Below are 15,266 nucleotides of genomic sequence, written 5' to 3'. Positions count from 1 at the left end.
GGCGGTGCCTCTGGGCGTGCCCCGCGCCGTTCAGGTCCGCGCCACCGGGGCGCGGGCTGTTCCGGTCCGCGGTGGGGTAGTTCTTCTCCATGCCGAACTCCGCGCGTGCCCTGCCGCTTTCCGTCCGTACGTCCGCGATGGCGGCGGCCGTCGCCGTGCTGGCTCTCACGGCCGGCGGGTGTTCGTCCGTCCGGACCCATCCCGATGCGAAGGGCGGTTCGGGCCGTTCGGGGACGTCGTCCCCCGCCTCGCCCTCGGGGGCGATAGCCGTGGGGCCCGGCCCCCAGGGTGCGTACACCGTGCAGCGGCAGCCCGCCCCCGGTACCTGCCACGTCCGCCACACCGCCGGCAGACAGCCGCTGCCGGACCCGAAGTGCACACCGGGCGCGACGAATCCGAAGGTGACCCCGGCGACGCTCAGGTCGACGATCTGCCGGAGCGGCTACACCAAGGACATCCGGCCCCCGGTGAACATCACCGGCCGCGAGAAGAAGGCCAATGCCGCGTCGTACGGCTATACGGGCCCGCTGCACGACGCCGAGTACGACCACCTCATCAGCCTCCAGCTGGGCGGCGACCCCAACGATCCCCGCAACCTGTGGGTCGAACCGCCGTCCCCGGGGCACCGGCCGGGTGCCGGGCCCAACAACCCCAAGGACGTGGTGGAGAACCGCCTCAAGGCCGCAATCTGCTCGGGCAAGGCCGACCTGACGAAGGCCCAGCAGGCCATCGCACGGGACTGGACGACGGCGGAGGCGGTACTGGGGCTGGGGAGGTAACGGGAGGCAGCGGCTGGGGGTGGCTGTGCCGGGGGGCCGGGGGCGGGGTGGGTGCCCTGGTGCGGGGGGGGCTGCCCTGGTGCAGGGGCTGCCCTGGTCTGGGGGTGGATGCGCTGGCCGGGGGGGTGGCTCGTCCCCTAGGGAGGGTCGAACAGATCCCGTAGGGGACGCGAAGGCCCCCTGCGGGGCCACAACGTGGCGGGGGTGGGTGGTATTCCCGCTGAGGGGGGCTCACCGGCTGGTGAGTCGGGCCGCCAGTGCGCCGAGCAGGTCGACGACGCCGGTCGGGCCGGCGACGACCAGGTCGGCGCGGTCGGCGAGTTCGGTGACCTCGTTGCTGCCGCTGCACACCAGGAGCCCGGTCAGGCCCTCGGAACGGAGTTTCTCCACGGCGGCGAAGGCGGCCAGGTCGCCGAGGTCGTCGCCGGCGTAGAGGACCGTCGAGGCGCCGGTTTCGCGGATCCAGTCGGCGAGCGCGACGCCCTTGTCCATCCCGGGCGGGCGGAGTTCGAGGACGAGGCGGCCCGGTTCGACGATCAGGCCGTGGCGTTCGGCCAGCGCGGTGAGCGGTGCGCGCAGCCGCTCGAAGGCGCCCTGGGGATCGTCGGCGCGGCGGGTGTGGATGGCGATGGCCCGGCCGCCCTTGCGCTCGACGGCGGTCTCGACCCAGGTGCCGTGCCAGACGCCGGAGCTGTCCAGGACGCCGGGGAGTTCGCCCTGTATGGCGGCGATCCCGGGGTGCGGCGGCGGGGCGTGCACGGTGCCGGTGGACGCCTCCCAGCGCTCGGCGCCGTAGTGGCCGAGGACGGTGAGGTGGCCCAGCCCGGGGACGTCGGCGAAACCGCCGAGGCGGACCGCGACGGCGGCCGGGCGGCCGGTGATCACCGCGGCGGCGCGCAGGTGCGGTACGAGGCGGCCGAGGGCGGTGACCGCGCCGTCGTGGGCGCGGGCCTTTTCCGGGTCGGGGACGATGTCGGCCAGGGTGCCGTCGAAGTCGAGGGCGACGACGGCGCGTTCCGGGTGGGCCAGCAGCGCGGCGAGGCCGTCGCGGCCGGCGGGGGTGACGGGGGTCGGCACGTTCGGGGGGCTGCCCATGCCGCCGACCCTACCGGCGGCAGGCGGGCGCACGGCCGGTGCACGGGCGCATCGGGCCGACGGGTCGCGGTACCGCCCGTGCCGCGGCAGCGCGCCCGGTCAGCGGCGGGCCCGGCGGGCGTCGCGGATCCGGCGCAGCCGGTTGACGGTGACGGGGTCGTGGGCGAGCGCCCGGGGGTCGTCCAGGAGGGCGTTGAGGAGCTGGTAGTAGCGGGTCGGGGAGAGGCCGAGCCGCTCGCGGATGGCGCGTTCCTTGGGGCCGGGGCCGGGCCAGGAGCGGCGCTCGACGGCGAGCACCGCCTCGTCCCGGGCGGACAGCCCGGAGCCGCCCGCGCCGCCGGTGGCCTGCGGGTCGTCCGTACTGCCGGGGCCGCTCGTCATCACGTTCCCACGATAAGCGCACGGTCGGACGGGGTGGGGGCCGGGCGGGTGGCCCGGCCCCGCGCGGGCGTCACTGGCTGCTGTTGTCCTCGGCGTCCGCGGCGTTCTGGATGTCGGTGAGCACGCCGGACGGGTTGCCGTTCGGGCCGACCACGGCGCCCATCTTGGCCTTGATGGTCTTGGAGACCATCGGCCAGGAGGTCTTGTCCGCGGGGTAGAACTCGGCGCCGGCCAGCTGCTTGAGGAAGCTGTGCAGCTTGGCGTAGTGGTCGTCGGCCAGCATCTGCTGGGAGGCGGAGGTGGTGACGGGCAGCAGTCCGTATTGGCCGGAGAACTTCACCACGTTCTTGTCGCTGTAGACGAAGTCGAGGAACTTGCCGGCCTCCTTGCGGTGGCCCTTCTGCTTGAACGCCATCATCCAGTCGGCGACGCCCATGGTGGCCTTGGCCGGGCCGTGCACGCCGGGCAGGTCGACGGTGCCGTAGTCGATGCCCTTGGCCTCGGCCTGCTTCATGAGGGTGGGGTGGCCGTTGAGCATGCCGACGTCGCCGGCGGCGAAGCCGGCGAAGGCGTCCTCGCGGTTGAGCTTGGCCGGGTCGCTGCCGGTCAGGTCCTTGCCGACCAGGTCGTTCTTCAGCCAGTTGAAGGTCTTGATGTTCTGCGGCGAGTTGATCTGGTACTTGCCGATGCTGTCGGTGTAGCTGCCGCCGCCGCTGAGCATCCACATCAGCGTCTCGGCCTGGGTCTCCTCGGGGCCGAGCGGCAGTGCGTAGGGCATCTTGACGCCGTGTGCCTTCAGCAGGGCGGCGTCGTGGGCGATGTCGTCCCAGGTCTTCGGCGGGCTGGTGATGCCGGCCTGGGCGAACAGCTTCTTGTTGTAGAAGAGCCGCCGGGTGCTGGCGCCGAAGGGCATGCCGTACTGGACGCGGTGGTATTCGCCGGCCTCGGCGAGGGCGGGCGTGAAGTCGGCCTGGACCGGTATGGAGAGCAGCTGGTCGGCGCTGTAGAGCTTGCCCTTGGCCGCGTAGTCGGCGTAGGCGCCTATCTGGGCGAGGTCGGGGGCGTTGCCGTCCTTGACCAGGTCCTCGACGTGCTTGTCGACATTGGTCCAGCTGTCGACCTCGACGTCGATCTTGATGCCGGGGTTCTTCTTCTCGAAGGCGCGGGCGAGCTGGTCCCAGTAGTGCTGGGAGCTGTTGGCCTCGCTGTCCCCGTAGTCCGCGGCGATCAGCTTGAGGGTGACGTCGTCGTCACCCGGTCCGCCGCCGCAGCCGGTGAGTGTCAGTGTCATGGTGGTGGCCGTTGCCGCCGCCGCCAGGCTCAAGTACCGCCGCTGCACCCGCTGTTACCGCCCTTTTCCTGTCCCGAATTCCCGTGCTGCCGGGTTCCTCAACGCCGCTTCGGGGATCGCCCTCGCCCGGCGTGAACAGCGGGTTTCCACCCGCGTCCGATACAAGGTCTACACCACCCGCGGTTGCTCTTCGGTATCGGGCTCCCACAATTCCTTCACCCGGGACAGGGCCGGTGAGTGGACTAGACCTTTCGGGGCGCATCGCGCGAAACTGTTCCCGTGAGACATGTCATCGCCCTTGATGTGGGCGGCACCGGGATGAAGGCCGCCCTCGTAGGGGTCGATCCCGCGCCGTCCGGGAAGACACCGCCCGCCCTGCTCTACGAGGCACGGCGGCCCACCGGCCGCGAGCGCGGCCCCGACGCCGTGGTGGAGACGATCCTCGGCTTCGCCGCCGAGCTCCGCGACCTCGGCACCGCCCGCTTCGGCACCCCCGCCGAGGCCGCCGGCGTCGCCGTCCCCGGCATCGTCGACGAGACCTCCGGCACCGCCGTCTACGCCGCCAACCTCGGCTGGCGGGACGTCCCGCTGCGCGCGCTGCTGTCCGAGCGGCTCGGCGGGGTCCCGGTCGCGCTCGGCCACGACGTGCGCACCGGCGGCCTGGCCGAGGGACGGATCGGTGCCGGCCGGGACGCCGGCCGCTTCCTGTTCGTCCCGCTGGGCACCGGCATCGCCGGCGCCATCGGCATCGGCGGCCGCATCGAGGCCGGGGCGCACGGCAGCGCCGGCGAGATCGGCCACATCGTCGTACGGCCCGGCGGGCGGGCCTGCGGCTGCGGCCAACGGGGCTGTCTGGAGACGCTGGCCTCGGCCGCCGCGGTGGGCCGGGACTGGGCAGCGGCCTGCGGCGATCCCGAGGCCAGCGCGGCGGACGCGGCCAAGGCCGTGGCGTCCGGCGACGAACGCGCCCGGGCGGTGTGGCGGGACGCGGTGGACGCGCTGGCCGACGGGCTGGTCACCGGGCTGACCCTGCTCGACCCGGAGATGCTGATCGTCGGCGGCGGACTGGCCGAGGCGGGCGACACGCTGTTCGCGCCTCTGCGGGAAGCGGTCCGGCGGCGCGTTACGTTCCAGCGGCTCCCCTCGATCGTTCCGGCGGCTCTCGGGGACGCCGCCGGGTGCCTGGGCGCGGGACTCCTCGCCTGGGATCTTCTCTCCACGGAGGTAACCGCCTGATGGCACAGCAACAGTTGGCGCAGCCGGCCGCGGGTCCCCGGCGCACCGTCCTGTCCGGCGCCCGGATCGCCCGCCCGTCCGGTGTCGTCGAGCGCGGCCGGATCACCGTCGAGGGCAGCCGGATCGCCGCGGTCCACAGCCGCGACGCCGACCTGACCGAGGACCGCGGCGCCGACGCCGTGGACCTCACCGGCCACCTCGTCGTGCCCGGCTTCGTCGACATGCATGTGCACGGCGGGGGCGGCGGCTCGTTCTCGTCCGCCGACCCCGGGGAGTGCATGACCGTCATCGAGGCCCACCGCCGGCACGGCACCACCTCGATGGTCGCCTCCACCGTCACCGGCGAACTGTCCGAACTCGCCCGGCAGGCCGGGGTGCTGGCCGAGCTCGTCCAGCAGGGCGAACTGGCCGGGATCCACTTCGAGGGCCCGTTCATCTCCCCGAACCGCTGCGGCGCCCACCAGCCGGGGCTGCTGCGCGACCCGGACCCGTCCGACGTCCGCAAGCTCCTCGACGCGGCGCACGGCACCGCCGCGATGATGACCGTCGCCCCCGAACTCCCCGGCGGCCTGGCCTCCGTACGGCTGCTCTCCGACGCCGGGGTGATCGCCGCCGTCGGCCACACCGACTCGCCCTACGACGTGACCCGGCAGGCCATCGACGCGGGCGCCACCGTCGCCACCCACCTCTTCAACGCGATGCCGCCGCTCGGCCACCGAACGCCGGGGCCGGTCGCCGCGCTCCTGGAGGACGAGCGGATCACCGTCGAGCTGATCAACGACGGCACCCATCTGCACCCCGCGATGCTCCAGCTGGCCGTCCGCGAGGCGGGAGGCGGCCGGGTCGCGTTCATCACGGACGCCATGGGTGCGGCCGGCATGGACGACGGGATGTATCCGCTCGGGCCCATGCAGGTCGAGGTCAGGGACGGGGTGGCCCGGATCAGCGACGGCCCCACGGCCGGCTCCATCGCGGGCTCCACGCTCACCCTGGACCGCGCCTTCCAACGGGCCGTCCTCGTCGACGGCCTGACGGTGGACCAGGCCGTCCAGGCCCTGTCGGCCACCCCGGCCCGCCTGCTGGGCATCGACGACCGGACCGGCTCGCTGGCGGCCGGCAAGGACGCCGACCTGGTGGTGCTGGACGCGGCGTTCGCGCTGGTCGGGGTCATGCGCAGGGGCGAGTGGGTGATGCGCCCGCAGAGCGCGTGAGGTGAGCTGCGGGTCTGGGCCAACCGCCACCGACGATGGCATGATCGCTCGCGCACTTGTCCGCATGCCACCGCCGTGCGCGGTTGCCCGCCCCAGGCCGCCCGGCCATGACTGCCCGGAGGGGCGACCATGATCCTCACGGTCACGCTGAACGCCGCCCTGGACATCACCTACCGCGTGCCCCGGCTCCGCCCGCACCGCACGAACCGGATCACCGAGGTGTCCGAGCGCCCCGGCGGCAAGGGCGTGAACGTCGCCCGGGTGCTGGCCGCGCTCGGCCACCGCACGGTCGCCACCGGCTTCGCGGGCGGCGGCACCGGGGACGCGCTGCGCGCCCTGCTCGCCGAGACGGCGGTCACCGACGCGCTGGTCCCCGTGGGCGGCGCCACCCGCCGCACGGTCGCCGTCGTCGACGAGACCACCGGGGACACCACCCAGCTCAACGAGCCGGGCCCGACCGTCTCCCCCGCCGAATGGGACACCTTCCTCGGCACCTACCGCGAACTGCTGGGCGAGGCCCGGGCGGTGGCGCTGTGCGGCAGCCTGCCGCCGGGCGTCCCGGTCGACGTCTACGCCCGCCTCACCCGCGCCGCCCGCGCCGCCGGCGTCCCCGTCCTCCTGGACACCAGCGGCGAACCGCTGCGCCGGGGCCTGGCCGCCCGCCCCGACCTCGCCAAGCCCAACGCCGACGAGCTGGCCGCCCTGACCGGCAGCACCGAGCCGCTGCGCGCCGCCCGCGACACCCGCCGCCGCGGCGCGCACGCGGTGGCCGCCTCACTGGGCCCGGACGGGATGCTGGCGGTCACCGCGGACGGCGCCTGGCAGGCCGCCCCGCCCCGCCGGTTCGCCGGCAATCCCACCGGCGCCGGCGACTCCGCGGTCGCCGGACTGCTCTCCGGCCTGGTGGAGGACCTGCCGTGGCCGGCCCGCCTCGCCCGCGCGGTGGCCCTGTCGGCCGCCACGGTCCGGGCGCCGGCGGCCGGCGAGTTCGACCCGGGGACGTACGAGGAGCTGCGGGAGAGCGTGGTGGTGACGGACCATCCGCCGGCGGCCTGATGAGGCCGCCCCGGCGGGTCTCAGTCGCGGGCCAGCCAGACCTGGTCGAGGTTCACGTCGCACTGGTTCCCGCTCTCGCAGGACAGCTTGACGGTGTTGGTGCCCTTGTTGAGCTGGACGTACGACCAGGTCTTGGTCCAGCCCTTGTCCCAGGCGCCCTCGGGCGCGTGGGCGAAGTTCTCCATGTTGACCGGGCGCGGGACGGCCGTGCCGTTCACGTTCAGCGTGAGGTTGGCGTCCTTGCCGGGAACGCCGTAGCCGACCCAGAGCTTGTACTTGCCGGCCGCTTCGACGTCGAGCGTCCAAGTGGCGGACGCGCCGGGGGTGTTCATCCCGGCCACGTACGTCCCGCCGGCCGAGCGCGCCCCCGGGACGTCCTTCGCGGTGGTCGCGCCGCCGTCCAGCCGCAGGCTGCCGGCGTCCTCCTTGGGGAGCTCGCCCGGCTTGGGCTTGGTGGTGGGCCGGTCGCTGGGCTTGACGGTGTCGCCGGCCGTCGGGCCGGACTTGCCGGCGTTGGTGTCCTTGGCGTCACCGCCGTTGTTGGTGAGCATCGCGACGCCGATGCCTATGCAGACCACCGCGACCACCGCGACCGCGCCGATCAGCAGGCCGTTGCGGCGCCGCGGCTCCGGCTCGCCGCCGTGGCCGGACGCCGGCACGGCCCGGGTGCGGTCACCGCCGGGCAGGGTCTCCGGCGCGGCGTAGGTGGCGTTCGGCTGCCCGTAGGTGACCTGCTGCTGGGCCTGCTGCCCGTACTGGCGCTGGCCGACCGCCCGCACCTGGTTGTACGACGTGCGCGGCACCCCCGGCTGCCGGGCCGCCCCGCCGGCGCCCGCCGAGCCCGGTGCCCCGCCCTCGCCGCCTTCCGCGCGGTAGAGGTAGGCGAAGGGGTCGTCGTTCTCCGGCGTGTCCGCGCCGTTGTTGCCGGCCGTCATTCCGTGTCACTCCCAAAGCGATGTGTGCGCGTCGTGAACGCGTCGGTCGGTACGCGTGCGCAGACGTCTGCGCGAATCTCAGGTCCGGGCCCCCGCGGCGCCGCGCCGCATCGGCGCAGCCTACCCCCTCATGTCCGGGCCACACCGAGCCCGGCGGGCCACGAGATCGCTACGGATCGGTGAACTGCTGGTGCAGGGCCCGGCGGACCGCCGATGTGAGATGCGCCGCGCGGCGCCCGCGCCCCCCCCGGCCGGTTCCCGTCCGGCCCGCCGCACACCACCCGTGCGCTCCGTCCGCACAGCACCCGTCCGGTCGTCCGTCCGCGCAACACCCGTGCGGTCCGCCGCGCAGCTCCCGTGCGGTCGTCCGTCCGCACAGCACCCGTGCGGTCCGTCCGCGCAGCTCCCGCCCGGGCCGGCGCCCGGTGTCAGCCCACCGCCCGCCGGTTCGCCTTCGACCGGGAGCGCTTCTCTACGTACATCCGCTGGTCCGCCGACTCCAGGACCTCCTCGGCGGTCATCCCGCAGCTGGCCCAGCCGATGCCGAAGCTGGCGCCCACCCGGACCGCCCGGCCCTCGACGCGGATCGGCGGGATGATCGCGTTGCGCAGCCGCACCGCGAGGTCCTGGGCGTCGGCCGTGCCGAGACCGTCGGCGAGCACCACGAACTCGTCGCCGCCGAGCCGGGCGACCGTGTCGCCGTCCCGCACGCCGCTGGTCAGCCGGCGGGCGACCTCGATCAGCACCGCGTCCCCGGTGTTGTGCCCGAAGCGGTCGTTGATCGACTTGAAGCCGTCGAGGTCGCAGAAGAGGACCGCGAGCCCCTTGGAGCCGTCGTCGGCCGGCCCGTCCGTAGGGGCGACGAGGTGCACGTGGTGGTCGAACGGGACCGGTGTGTTGCCCTCGAAGCCGTCGACGCCGTCGAAGGGTTCCTTGCCGTCCGGCCGGAAGCCGTGCGGGTCCCGCGGGTCCGCGCCGCCCGAGGAGGCGTAGGCGTCCGCCAGCGAGCCGGCCGGCCGGGAGCACAGCCGGGCGCCGAGCCGGGCCCGCAGTTCGGCGCTGTTGGGCAGGCCGGTCAGCGAGTCGTGGCTGGCCCGGTGCGCGAGCTGGAGCTCGTGCCGCTTGCGCTCCTCGATGTCCTCGACGTGGGTGAGCAGATAGCGGGGGCCGTCGGCGGTGTCGGCGACGACGGAGTTGCGCAGCGAGACCCACACGTACGTGCCGTCGCGGCGGGCCAGCCGGAGCTCCGCGCGGCCGCCCTCGGCGGAGGTGCGCAGCAGGGTGCCGATGTCCTCGGGGTGGACCAGGTCGGAGAACGAGTACCGGCGCAGCCCGGAGGCCGTACGGCCGAGCAGCCGGCACAGCGCGTCGTTGGTCCGTAGCAGCCGCCCGTGCTGGTCCCCACCCATTTCGGCCACGGCCATCCCGCTGGGTGCGTATTCGAAGGCCTGGCGGAAGCTCTCCTCGCTGGCGCGCAGGGCCTGCTGCTCGCGCTCCAGCCGGACCAGGGCACGCTGCATGTTCGCCCGCAGCCGGGCGTTGCTGATCGCGATCGCGGACTGGAAGGCGTACATCTGCAGTGCTTCCTGCCCCCAGGGGCCCGGGCGCCGGCCGTTGCGCGGCCGGTCGACGGAGATCACGCCGAGCAGCTCGCCGCCGCCGTTGCCCGCGGTGTACATGGGCGCGAAGAGGCGGTCCATCGGGTGCCACTCGTCGGGGAAGCGCGGCGCCGGCCCGGCCGTGTGCCACTGGGGTACGTCGTCGTCATCCAGCACCCAGCCCTCGGTGTGCGGGATGAAGCACAGGTCGCCCCACCGCTCCCCCATGGACAGCCGGCGGTCCCAGGAGGCGCGCGAGCCGACCCGGCCGGCCATCAGGGCCTCGGCGCCCGCGCTGCCGGCGACGGCGGCCACCACGAGATCGCCGTCGGGCCGCACGAGGTTGACCGCGGACAGCTCGTAGCCGAGGCCGTTGACGGCGCCGTCGGCGACCGTCTGCAAGGTGTCCGCCAGGCTGCGTGCGGTGTTCAGTTCGGCGACCACTTGGTGCAGCTGCCGCAGGGTCGCAAGACGGACGTATGGCTCCGACTCGGTCTCCATCGCTCGCTCCCCTGAGACCTCGACAGCAGACTCCACGATTCTTGTCGTCCGATTCCACGCTCACTGAATCACAGTGAGCTCTTCACTCGGTACACAGGGTCAACAATTAGAAGCGTCTGTGACTCAAGTCACAGACGGTGAGCGAGCGTTGACCGTGCCGTACCATCCTGCCGCAGCAGACCCGCCTTCACTCTTTCTACACTTTCTGAACGCAAATTCCGAGGGGTTCGCCGCCTGTATACGACCTCCGTCGATGGTCCTAGGACGCGGGTGGTCCCGGGGCCCGATGCGAGCCGGGACGGCGGGAAGTTAGCGTTCATGGCGTGTTCACGGAAACCCCTGTCGATGCGGCGGCCACCGGGCCCGCCGCCACCGCCGCCCCCACCGTCGCGCCGGCCTCCACGCCGGGTGGCGCGCCGATCCCGCATGCTGTGGGGGTGAGTGACGACGAGTTCCGCGCCGCCCTGTCCCGGCTCGCCGCCGGCGTCGTACTGATCACCGCCCACGACCCGGACGCCGGGCCGCGTGGCGAGGGTGTCGGCATGACCGCCACGGCGTTCCTTTCCGTGTCGCTCGATCCGCCGCTCGTGATGGTGAGCGTTCGCAATGGCTCCCGGATGGACGACCTGCTGACGGAGCAGCCGCTGTGGGCCGTTTCCGTGCTCTCGGGGCATCAACGGCAGATTGCCGGACGATTCGCCATGAAAGGCCGCATCAGCGACCGACTGCTCTTCGAGGACATCGCACACGAACAGGGCGAAGCGTCCGGTGCTCCGCTCATCACCGGTGCGCTGGCGACCCTGGAGTGCCGCACCGAACAGCGCGTCGTGGCCGGTGACCACACCCTCGTCATCGGACGGGTCCTGTCCACCGCGATCCGGAACGAGGACGACGGGCCGCTGACGTACTTCCGGGGGCGTTACCGGCAGTTGAGGTGAGGGCACGCCAGTCGGGCCGGGGGCGGCCTCGGGTGGGTGGTTGGGTTGGGGCCGGCCGCGGGGGGTGGTTGGGCTGGGGCTGGCCGTGGGTGGATTAGCCGGTGCCGGTCGTGGGCGGTTGAGCCGGTGGGACGTGGGTGGTTGAGCCGGTGCCGGTCGTGGGTGGATGGACTGCGGGCCCGGTGGCCGGTCAGGGGCAGTGGGATGAGGGGCCGGCAGTGGACTGAGGGGCCGGCGGTGGGGGTGGGCGCCCGGCGGGAGGCAGTTGGGGCCGCGGCTCGCTCAGGTCCAGTCGCGGCCCGAACGGCCGCGCTTGGTCTCACTGCGCTGCTTCTTCTCGCGCAGCCGGCGCTCGTTGATACCCCGCGGGATCCGCGACTTCCGGCGCGCCTTGGGCGGCGGCGCGGTGGCCTCGGCGAGCAGCGCGGCCATCCGGACGGCTGCGGTCTCGCGGTTGCGCCACTGGGAACGGTGGTCGGAGGCGCGTACGGACAGCACGCCGTCGACCAGCCGGCCGGCCAGCCGCTCCAGCGCACGTTCCTTCCACACCGGCGGCAGCGCCTGGGTGCTGCCGAGGTCGAAGCGCAGCTCGACCTGGCTGTCGCTGGTGTTGACGTGCTGGCCGCCCGGACCCGAGGACCGCGAGAATCGCCAGACGAGCTCGGCCTCGGGAAGGACGACCGAACCGCGGATGACATGGGGCCCGGACATGGTCCTATGATCCCGCGGATCCGGCCGCACCGTCACCCGCTTTTCACGCCCGTTGACCTGGCCGTTGACCTGGCCGCACATCAGATTCCGCGCCGGGGAGGCCGAACAGCACGGTCCGCCGCACGGACACCGGATTGCCGCACGGCCACCGGCATCAGGATTGGGCAAAGAAAGTAAAGGGAGCTGGAACCTCACGGTCCCCCGACGACGTTCTGGTGGGTGACGGTAGCTTCGTGCCAGCACGGAGCCCGACGACTCGACGCGTTGACTAGGAAAGGGACATCCCCATGGCTGTAAGCCTGTCCAAGGGCGGCAACGTCTCGCTCACCAAGGAGGCACCGGGCCTGACCGCCGTCACGGTGGGCCTCGGCTGGGACGTCCGCACCACCACCGGCACGGACTTCGACCTCGACGCCAGCGCGATCGCGGTGAACCCGACCGGCAAGGTCTACTCCGACCAGCACTTCGTCTTCTTCAACAACAAGAGCACGCCGGACCAGTCGATCGTCCACACCGGTGACAACGTCACCGGCCAGGGCGAGGGCGACGACGAGCAGATCAACGTCAACCTGGCGGCGCTGCCTGCCGACATCGACAAGATCGTGTTCCCGGTGTCCATCTACGACGCCGACAACCGCAGCCAGAACTTCGGCCAGGTGCGGAACGCCTTCATCCGCATCGTCAACCAGGCCGGTGGCGCGGAGATCGCGCGCTACGACCTGAGCGAGGACGCCGCCACCGAGACCGCCATGGTCTTCGGCGAGCTGTACCGCAACGGCGCGGAGTGGAAGTTCCGCGCGGTGGGCCAGGGTTACGCGTCGGGCCTGGTCGGCATCGCGAAGGACTTCGGCGTCAACGTCTGAGTCGTCGAGGTCCGCCGGCCCGTGCGGCCGGTGGACGCAAGCTTGCTTCAGGGCCGGTCCCCTTCGGGGGGGCCGGCCCTTCATGCGTTTCAGGTCAGCAGGGTGGGGTGGGGTCAGGCGGGGCCGGGCGAGATCAGCTGAGGTCAGGCGAGGTCGGCTGGGGTCAGGCGGGGCAGGCAGGGTCAGGCGGCGGCGCCGCTCCCGCTCCCCGCCCCGTCCGCCGGTTCGGGCGGGGTGGCCAGCACCGCCACCTCGTCCAGCGACAGTCCGAGCGTGCCGGCCAGCGCCGCGACCGTGAAGAACGCCGGGGTCGGCGCCCGGCCGGTCTCGATCTTCCGCAGCGTCTCGGCGGACAGCCCGGCCGCCGCCGCGACCTCGACCATGCTCCGCCCGCCACGCGCCGCCCGCAGCAGCGCGCCGAGCCGTTCACCGCGTTCCCGCTCCCAAGGAGTCAGTGGAGTCCGCACCATGCCCGTGATACTAATACCGGTAAACAATTACCGGTAAAGAAATACCGGTCGGAGCAACCCCGGTGGAGCACTACCGGCGCTCCCCTGCCCTGCGGAGGTCATCCATGGTGGAAATCAAGACGGAGCCCGCGGTGGACGCCATGCGGCTGACCGGCCGGGTCGTCGCCGACGCGCTGGCCGCGGTGCGCGCGGCCGCCGCGCCGGGCGTACGCCTCCTGGACCTCGACGAGGTCGCCCGGGCCGTGCTGCGCGAGGCCGGCGCCGCCTCGCCCTTCCTCGACTACCGCCCGTCGTTCGCGCCCACCCCGTTCCCGGCCGTCATCTGCGCGTCCGTCAACGACGCGATCGTGCACGGCATCCCGGACGGGTACCGGCTGCGCGACGGCGACCTGGTGAGCATCGACTGCGGCGCGGTGGTGGACGGCTGGGCCGGCGACGCCGCCACCAGCTTCACGGTCGGCACCCCGCGCCCCGAGGACGAGCGGCTCTTGGACACCACCCGGCGGGCGCTGGAGGCCGGTATCGCGGCCGCCGTACCGGGGGCCCGGATCGGCGACGTCTCCCATGCGATCGGCAGCATCGGACGCGCCGCCGGCTACGGCATCCCCCGCGACTTCGGCGGCCACGGCATCGGCCGGCAGATGCACGAGGACCCGCCGGTCCCGAACGACGGCCGACCGGGACGCGGCTTCCTGCTGCGCCCCGGCCTGGTGATCGCCATCGAGCCGATGTTCCTCGCCGGCGGCGCGGACGCCTACGTCACGGACGACGACGGCTGGACCCTGCGCACCGCGGACGGCGGCCGGGCCGCCCACTTCGAGCACACGGTCGCGGTGACGGAAGACGGGCCGCGGGTGCTGACGCTGCCGTAGCCGGGGTAGCCGGGGCGCGGGTGCTGGCACTGCCGTAAGCCGGAACGCGGGTGCTGGCACTGCCGTAGCCGGGGTAGCCGGGGCACGGGTGCTGGCACTGCCGTAAGCCGGAACGCGGGTGCTGGCACTGCCGTAGCCGGGGTAGCCGGGGCACGGGTGCTGGCACTGCCGTAGCCGGGCCGTGCGGCTGATCGCGGCCCGCGTCGGCCCGTTCAGCCCACGGCCTCTCCGGCACCTGCGGTCCGTCCGTCCCTCCGATCCGTTCGGCTACCTGTGGCAGGCGTTTACCCGTGGAGGGTGTTACCCGTCGAGTACCCGTGGAGGGTGTTACCCGTCGAGAGCGTTCACGCCCGCCTGGGCGAACTGCTCGTCGAGGGTGCCGCTCGGCGCCCCCGCCACCCCGATGCCCGCGATCGGCGCGTCCTCGTCCCGGACCGGCGCGCCGCCCGCCAGGAAGAGGGTGCCGGGAATGTCCTTGAGCGTGGGCGCCTGGTCGAGCCGCTTGACCAGCTCGGAGGTGGGGGCGTTCCAGGAGACCGCGGTGAATGCCTTGCGCTCCGCCGACTCGTACGCCTGCGGCCCGGCGCCGTCTCCCCGCAGTGCGACGAGCGTGCTGCCGTTGCGGTCCACGACGGCCACCGAGACTCGCTGTCCGGCCTTCTCGGCCGCCTTCAGCGCGGCTTGGGCGGCCTTGGTGGCGGCGTCGAGGGTGAGGTGGGTGGTGGTACGGGTGAGGCCCTTGCCGACGTTCACGGACGAGGGCGTGGCAACGGAGTTCGTGGACGAGGGTGCGGCGGTCGCGGAGGCACCGCCGAGGACACCCGCGCCCACCAGGGCGATCGCGACGGCGGCGGACGCGGCGACGGCACCGACCGCGGAGACCTTACGAGAGACCGTGCGGGAAGCGTCGCCGGAGACCTTGCGGGAGTCCTCGCCGGAGGCCATGCGGGAGACCTTGTGGGAGACCTTGTGGGAGCGGAACGGAGTTCTCGGATTCATGCCCCCATCGTCGGAGGGCGAGCGGCCCGGCCGGATCGGCGGTCCGGCCGGGATCGCCGTGCATGATGGGGGATACCGGTGTCGGCCGATCGGTTGATGCGGGCGCCGCTCCGCCCGGGTTACGACTACGAGGTCGGCGCCCGGCCAGGGCCCGTCTGACGGACGTCGGCCTACGAGGAGACCACGGTGCACATCACTCAGCAGCCCCCGGACGGGGACGCGGACCGAGAGAGGGACGCGGACCGGCCCCGGGCCGCGGACAGGGACCGGGCCGCGGGCAGGGAAAGGGCCGCGGGCAGGGAAAGGGCCGCGGGCAAGGACAGGGGCGCG

15 protein-coding genes are annotated in these 15,266 nt (G+C 73.3%); 7 read left to right on the top strand and 8 right to left on the bottom strand.

The features are described 5' to 3' along the window. Positions 1–89: 89 nt before the first annotated feature. Positions 90–779, top strand: a complete 690-nt coding sequence (locus tag AB0G35_RS19215; protein WP_360950307.1) for a hypothetical protein — start codon at positions 90–92, stop codon at positions 777–779. Between the two features lie 231 nt (positions 780–1,010). Here AB0G35_RS19215 and otsB read toward each other — a convergent pair whose 3' ends face one another. The 3 genes from otsB to AB0G35_RS19200 all read right to left on the bottom strand — a co-directional run bounded on the left by otsB (position 1,011) and on the right by AB0G35_RS19200 (position 3,546). Then, on the bottom strand, positions 1,011–1,874 hold the full coding sequence (gene otsB, locus AB0G35_RS19210; protein ID WP_360950304.1) for a trehalose-phosphatase: 864 nt from the start codon (positions 1,872–1,874) through the stop codon (positions 1,011–1,013). A 99-nt stretch (positions 1,875–1,973) separates the two neighbouring features. After that, positions 1,974–2,255 (bottom strand): DUF3263 domain-containing protein, encoded by a 282-nt coding sequence (locus tag AB0G35_RS19205; protein WP_360950413.1) that lies wholly within the window; start codon positions 2,253–2,255, stop codon positions 1,974–1,976. A 70-nt stretch (positions 2,256–2,325) separates the two neighbouring features. Then, positions 2,326–3,546 (bottom strand): extracellular solute-binding protein, encoded by a 1,221-nt coding sequence (locus tag AB0G35_RS19200; protein WP_360950301.1) that lies wholly within the window; start codon positions 3,544–3,546, stop codon positions 2,326–2,328. A 279-nt stretch (positions 3,547–3,825) separates the two neighbouring features. Here AB0G35_RS19200 and AB0G35_RS19195 point away from each other — a divergent pair, with 279 nt between their 5' ends. The 3 genes from AB0G35_RS19195 (at position 3,826) to pfkB (ending at position 7,049) form a co-directional block, all read left to right on the top strand. Continuing rightward, positions 3,826–4,782 carry an ROK family protein gene (locus AB0G35_RS19195; RefSeq protein ID WP_360950298.1) on the top strand — a complete coding sequence of 319 codons (957 nt, stop codon included), beginning with the start codon at positions 3,826–3,828 and terminating at the stop codon, positions 4,780–4,782. Next, the gene (gene nagA / locus AB0G35_RS19190; protein ID WP_360950295.1) at positions 4,782–5,993 is read left to right on the top strand and encodes an N-acetylglucosamine-6-phosphate deacetylase; all 1,212 of its coding nucleotides are present in this window, start codon (positions 4,782–4,784) and stop codon (positions 5,991–5,993) included. Before AB0G35_RS19195 ends, nagA begins: the two co-directional genes overlap by 1 nt. A gap of 129 nt (positions 5,994–6,122) precedes the next feature. Continuing rightward, complete coding sequence (gene pfkB / locus AB0G35_RS19185; protein WP_360950292.1) at positions 6,123–7,049, top strand: 1-phosphofructokinase; 927 nt, start codon at positions 6,123–6,125, stop codon at positions 7,047–7,049. Positions 7,050–7,069: 20 nt separating this feature from the next. Here the strand turns inward: pfkB and AB0G35_RS19180 are convergent, their stop codons facing one another. Further along, positions 7,070–7,984: a carbohydrate-binding protein gene (locus AB0G35_RS19180; RefSeq protein ID WP_360950289.1), complete on the bottom strand. Its 915-nt coding sequence runs from the start codon at positions 7,982–7,984 to the stop codon at positions 7,070–7,072. A 428-nt stretch (positions 7,985–8,412) separates the two neighbouring features. Continuing rightward, on the bottom strand, positions 8,413–10,083 hold the full coding sequence (cdgB, locus tag AB0G35_RS19175) for a diguanylate cyclase CdgB (RefSeq protein WP_360950286.1): 1,671 nt from the start codon (positions 10,081–10,083) through the stop codon (positions 8,413–8,415). A gap of 323 nt (positions 10,084–10,406) precedes the next feature. On the opposite strand from cdgB, the gene AB0G35_RS19170 reads away from it, so the two are divergent. Continuing rightward, positions 10,407–11,021 carry a flavin reductase family protein gene (locus AB0G35_RS19170; protein WP_360950283.1) on the top strand — a complete coding sequence of 205 codons (615 nt, stop codon included), beginning with the start codon at positions 10,407–10,409 and terminating at the stop codon, positions 11,019–11,021. 282 nt (positions 11,022–11,303) lie between these two features. Here the strand turns inward: AB0G35_RS19170 and arfB are convergent, their stop codons facing one another. After that, the gene (arfB, locus tag AB0G35_RS19165) at positions 11,304–11,732 is read right to left on the bottom strand and encodes an alternative ribosome rescue aminoacyl-tRNA hydrolase ArfB (protein WP_360950280.1); all 429 of its coding nucleotides are present in this window, start codon (positions 11,730–11,732) and stop codon (positions 11,304–11,306) included. A 287-nt stretch (positions 11,733–12,019) separates the two neighbouring features. On the opposite strand from arfB, the gene AB0G35_RS19160 reads away from it, so the two are divergent. Further along, on the top strand, positions 12,020–12,595 hold the full coding sequence (locus AB0G35_RS19160) for a TerD family protein (protein WP_360950277.1): 576 nt from the start codon (positions 12,020–12,022) through the stop codon (positions 12,593–12,595). Positions 12,596–12,777: 182 nt separating this feature from the next. Here AB0G35_RS19160 and AB0G35_RS19155 read toward each other — a convergent pair whose 3' ends face one another. Continuing rightward, entirely contained in the window at positions 12,778–13,065 is a 288-nt protein-coding gene (locus tag AB0G35_RS19155) for a helix-turn-helix transcriptional regulator (RefSeq protein WP_360950274.1), read from the bottom strand. A 104-nt stretch (positions 13,066–13,169) separates the two neighbouring features. On the opposite strand from AB0G35_RS19155, the gene map reads away from it, so the two are divergent. Then, positions 13,170–13,937 (top strand): type I methionyl aminopeptidase, encoded by a 768-nt coding sequence (map, locus tag AB0G35_RS19150; RefSeq protein ID WP_360950271.1) that lies wholly within the window; start codon positions 13,170–13,172, stop codon positions 13,935–13,937. Positions 13,938–14,264: 327 nt separating this feature from the next. Here the strand turns inward: map and AB0G35_RS19145 are convergent, their stop codons facing one another. Beyond that, positions 14,265–14,936 (bottom strand): heme-binding protein, encoded by a 672-nt coding sequence (locus AB0G35_RS19145; protein WP_360950268.1) that lies wholly within the window; start codon positions 14,934–14,936, stop codon positions 14,265–14,267. Positions 14,937–15,266 lie beyond the last annotated feature (330 nt).

The organism is Streptomyces sp. NPDC021749 (assembly GCF_040640655.1).
In the GTDB taxonomy this organism is placed as follows: domain Bacteria; phylum Actinomycetota; class Actinomycetes; order Streptomycetales; family Streptomycetaceae; genus Streptomyces.
This window is presented reverse-complemented; position numbering and strand designations above follow the sequence as displayed.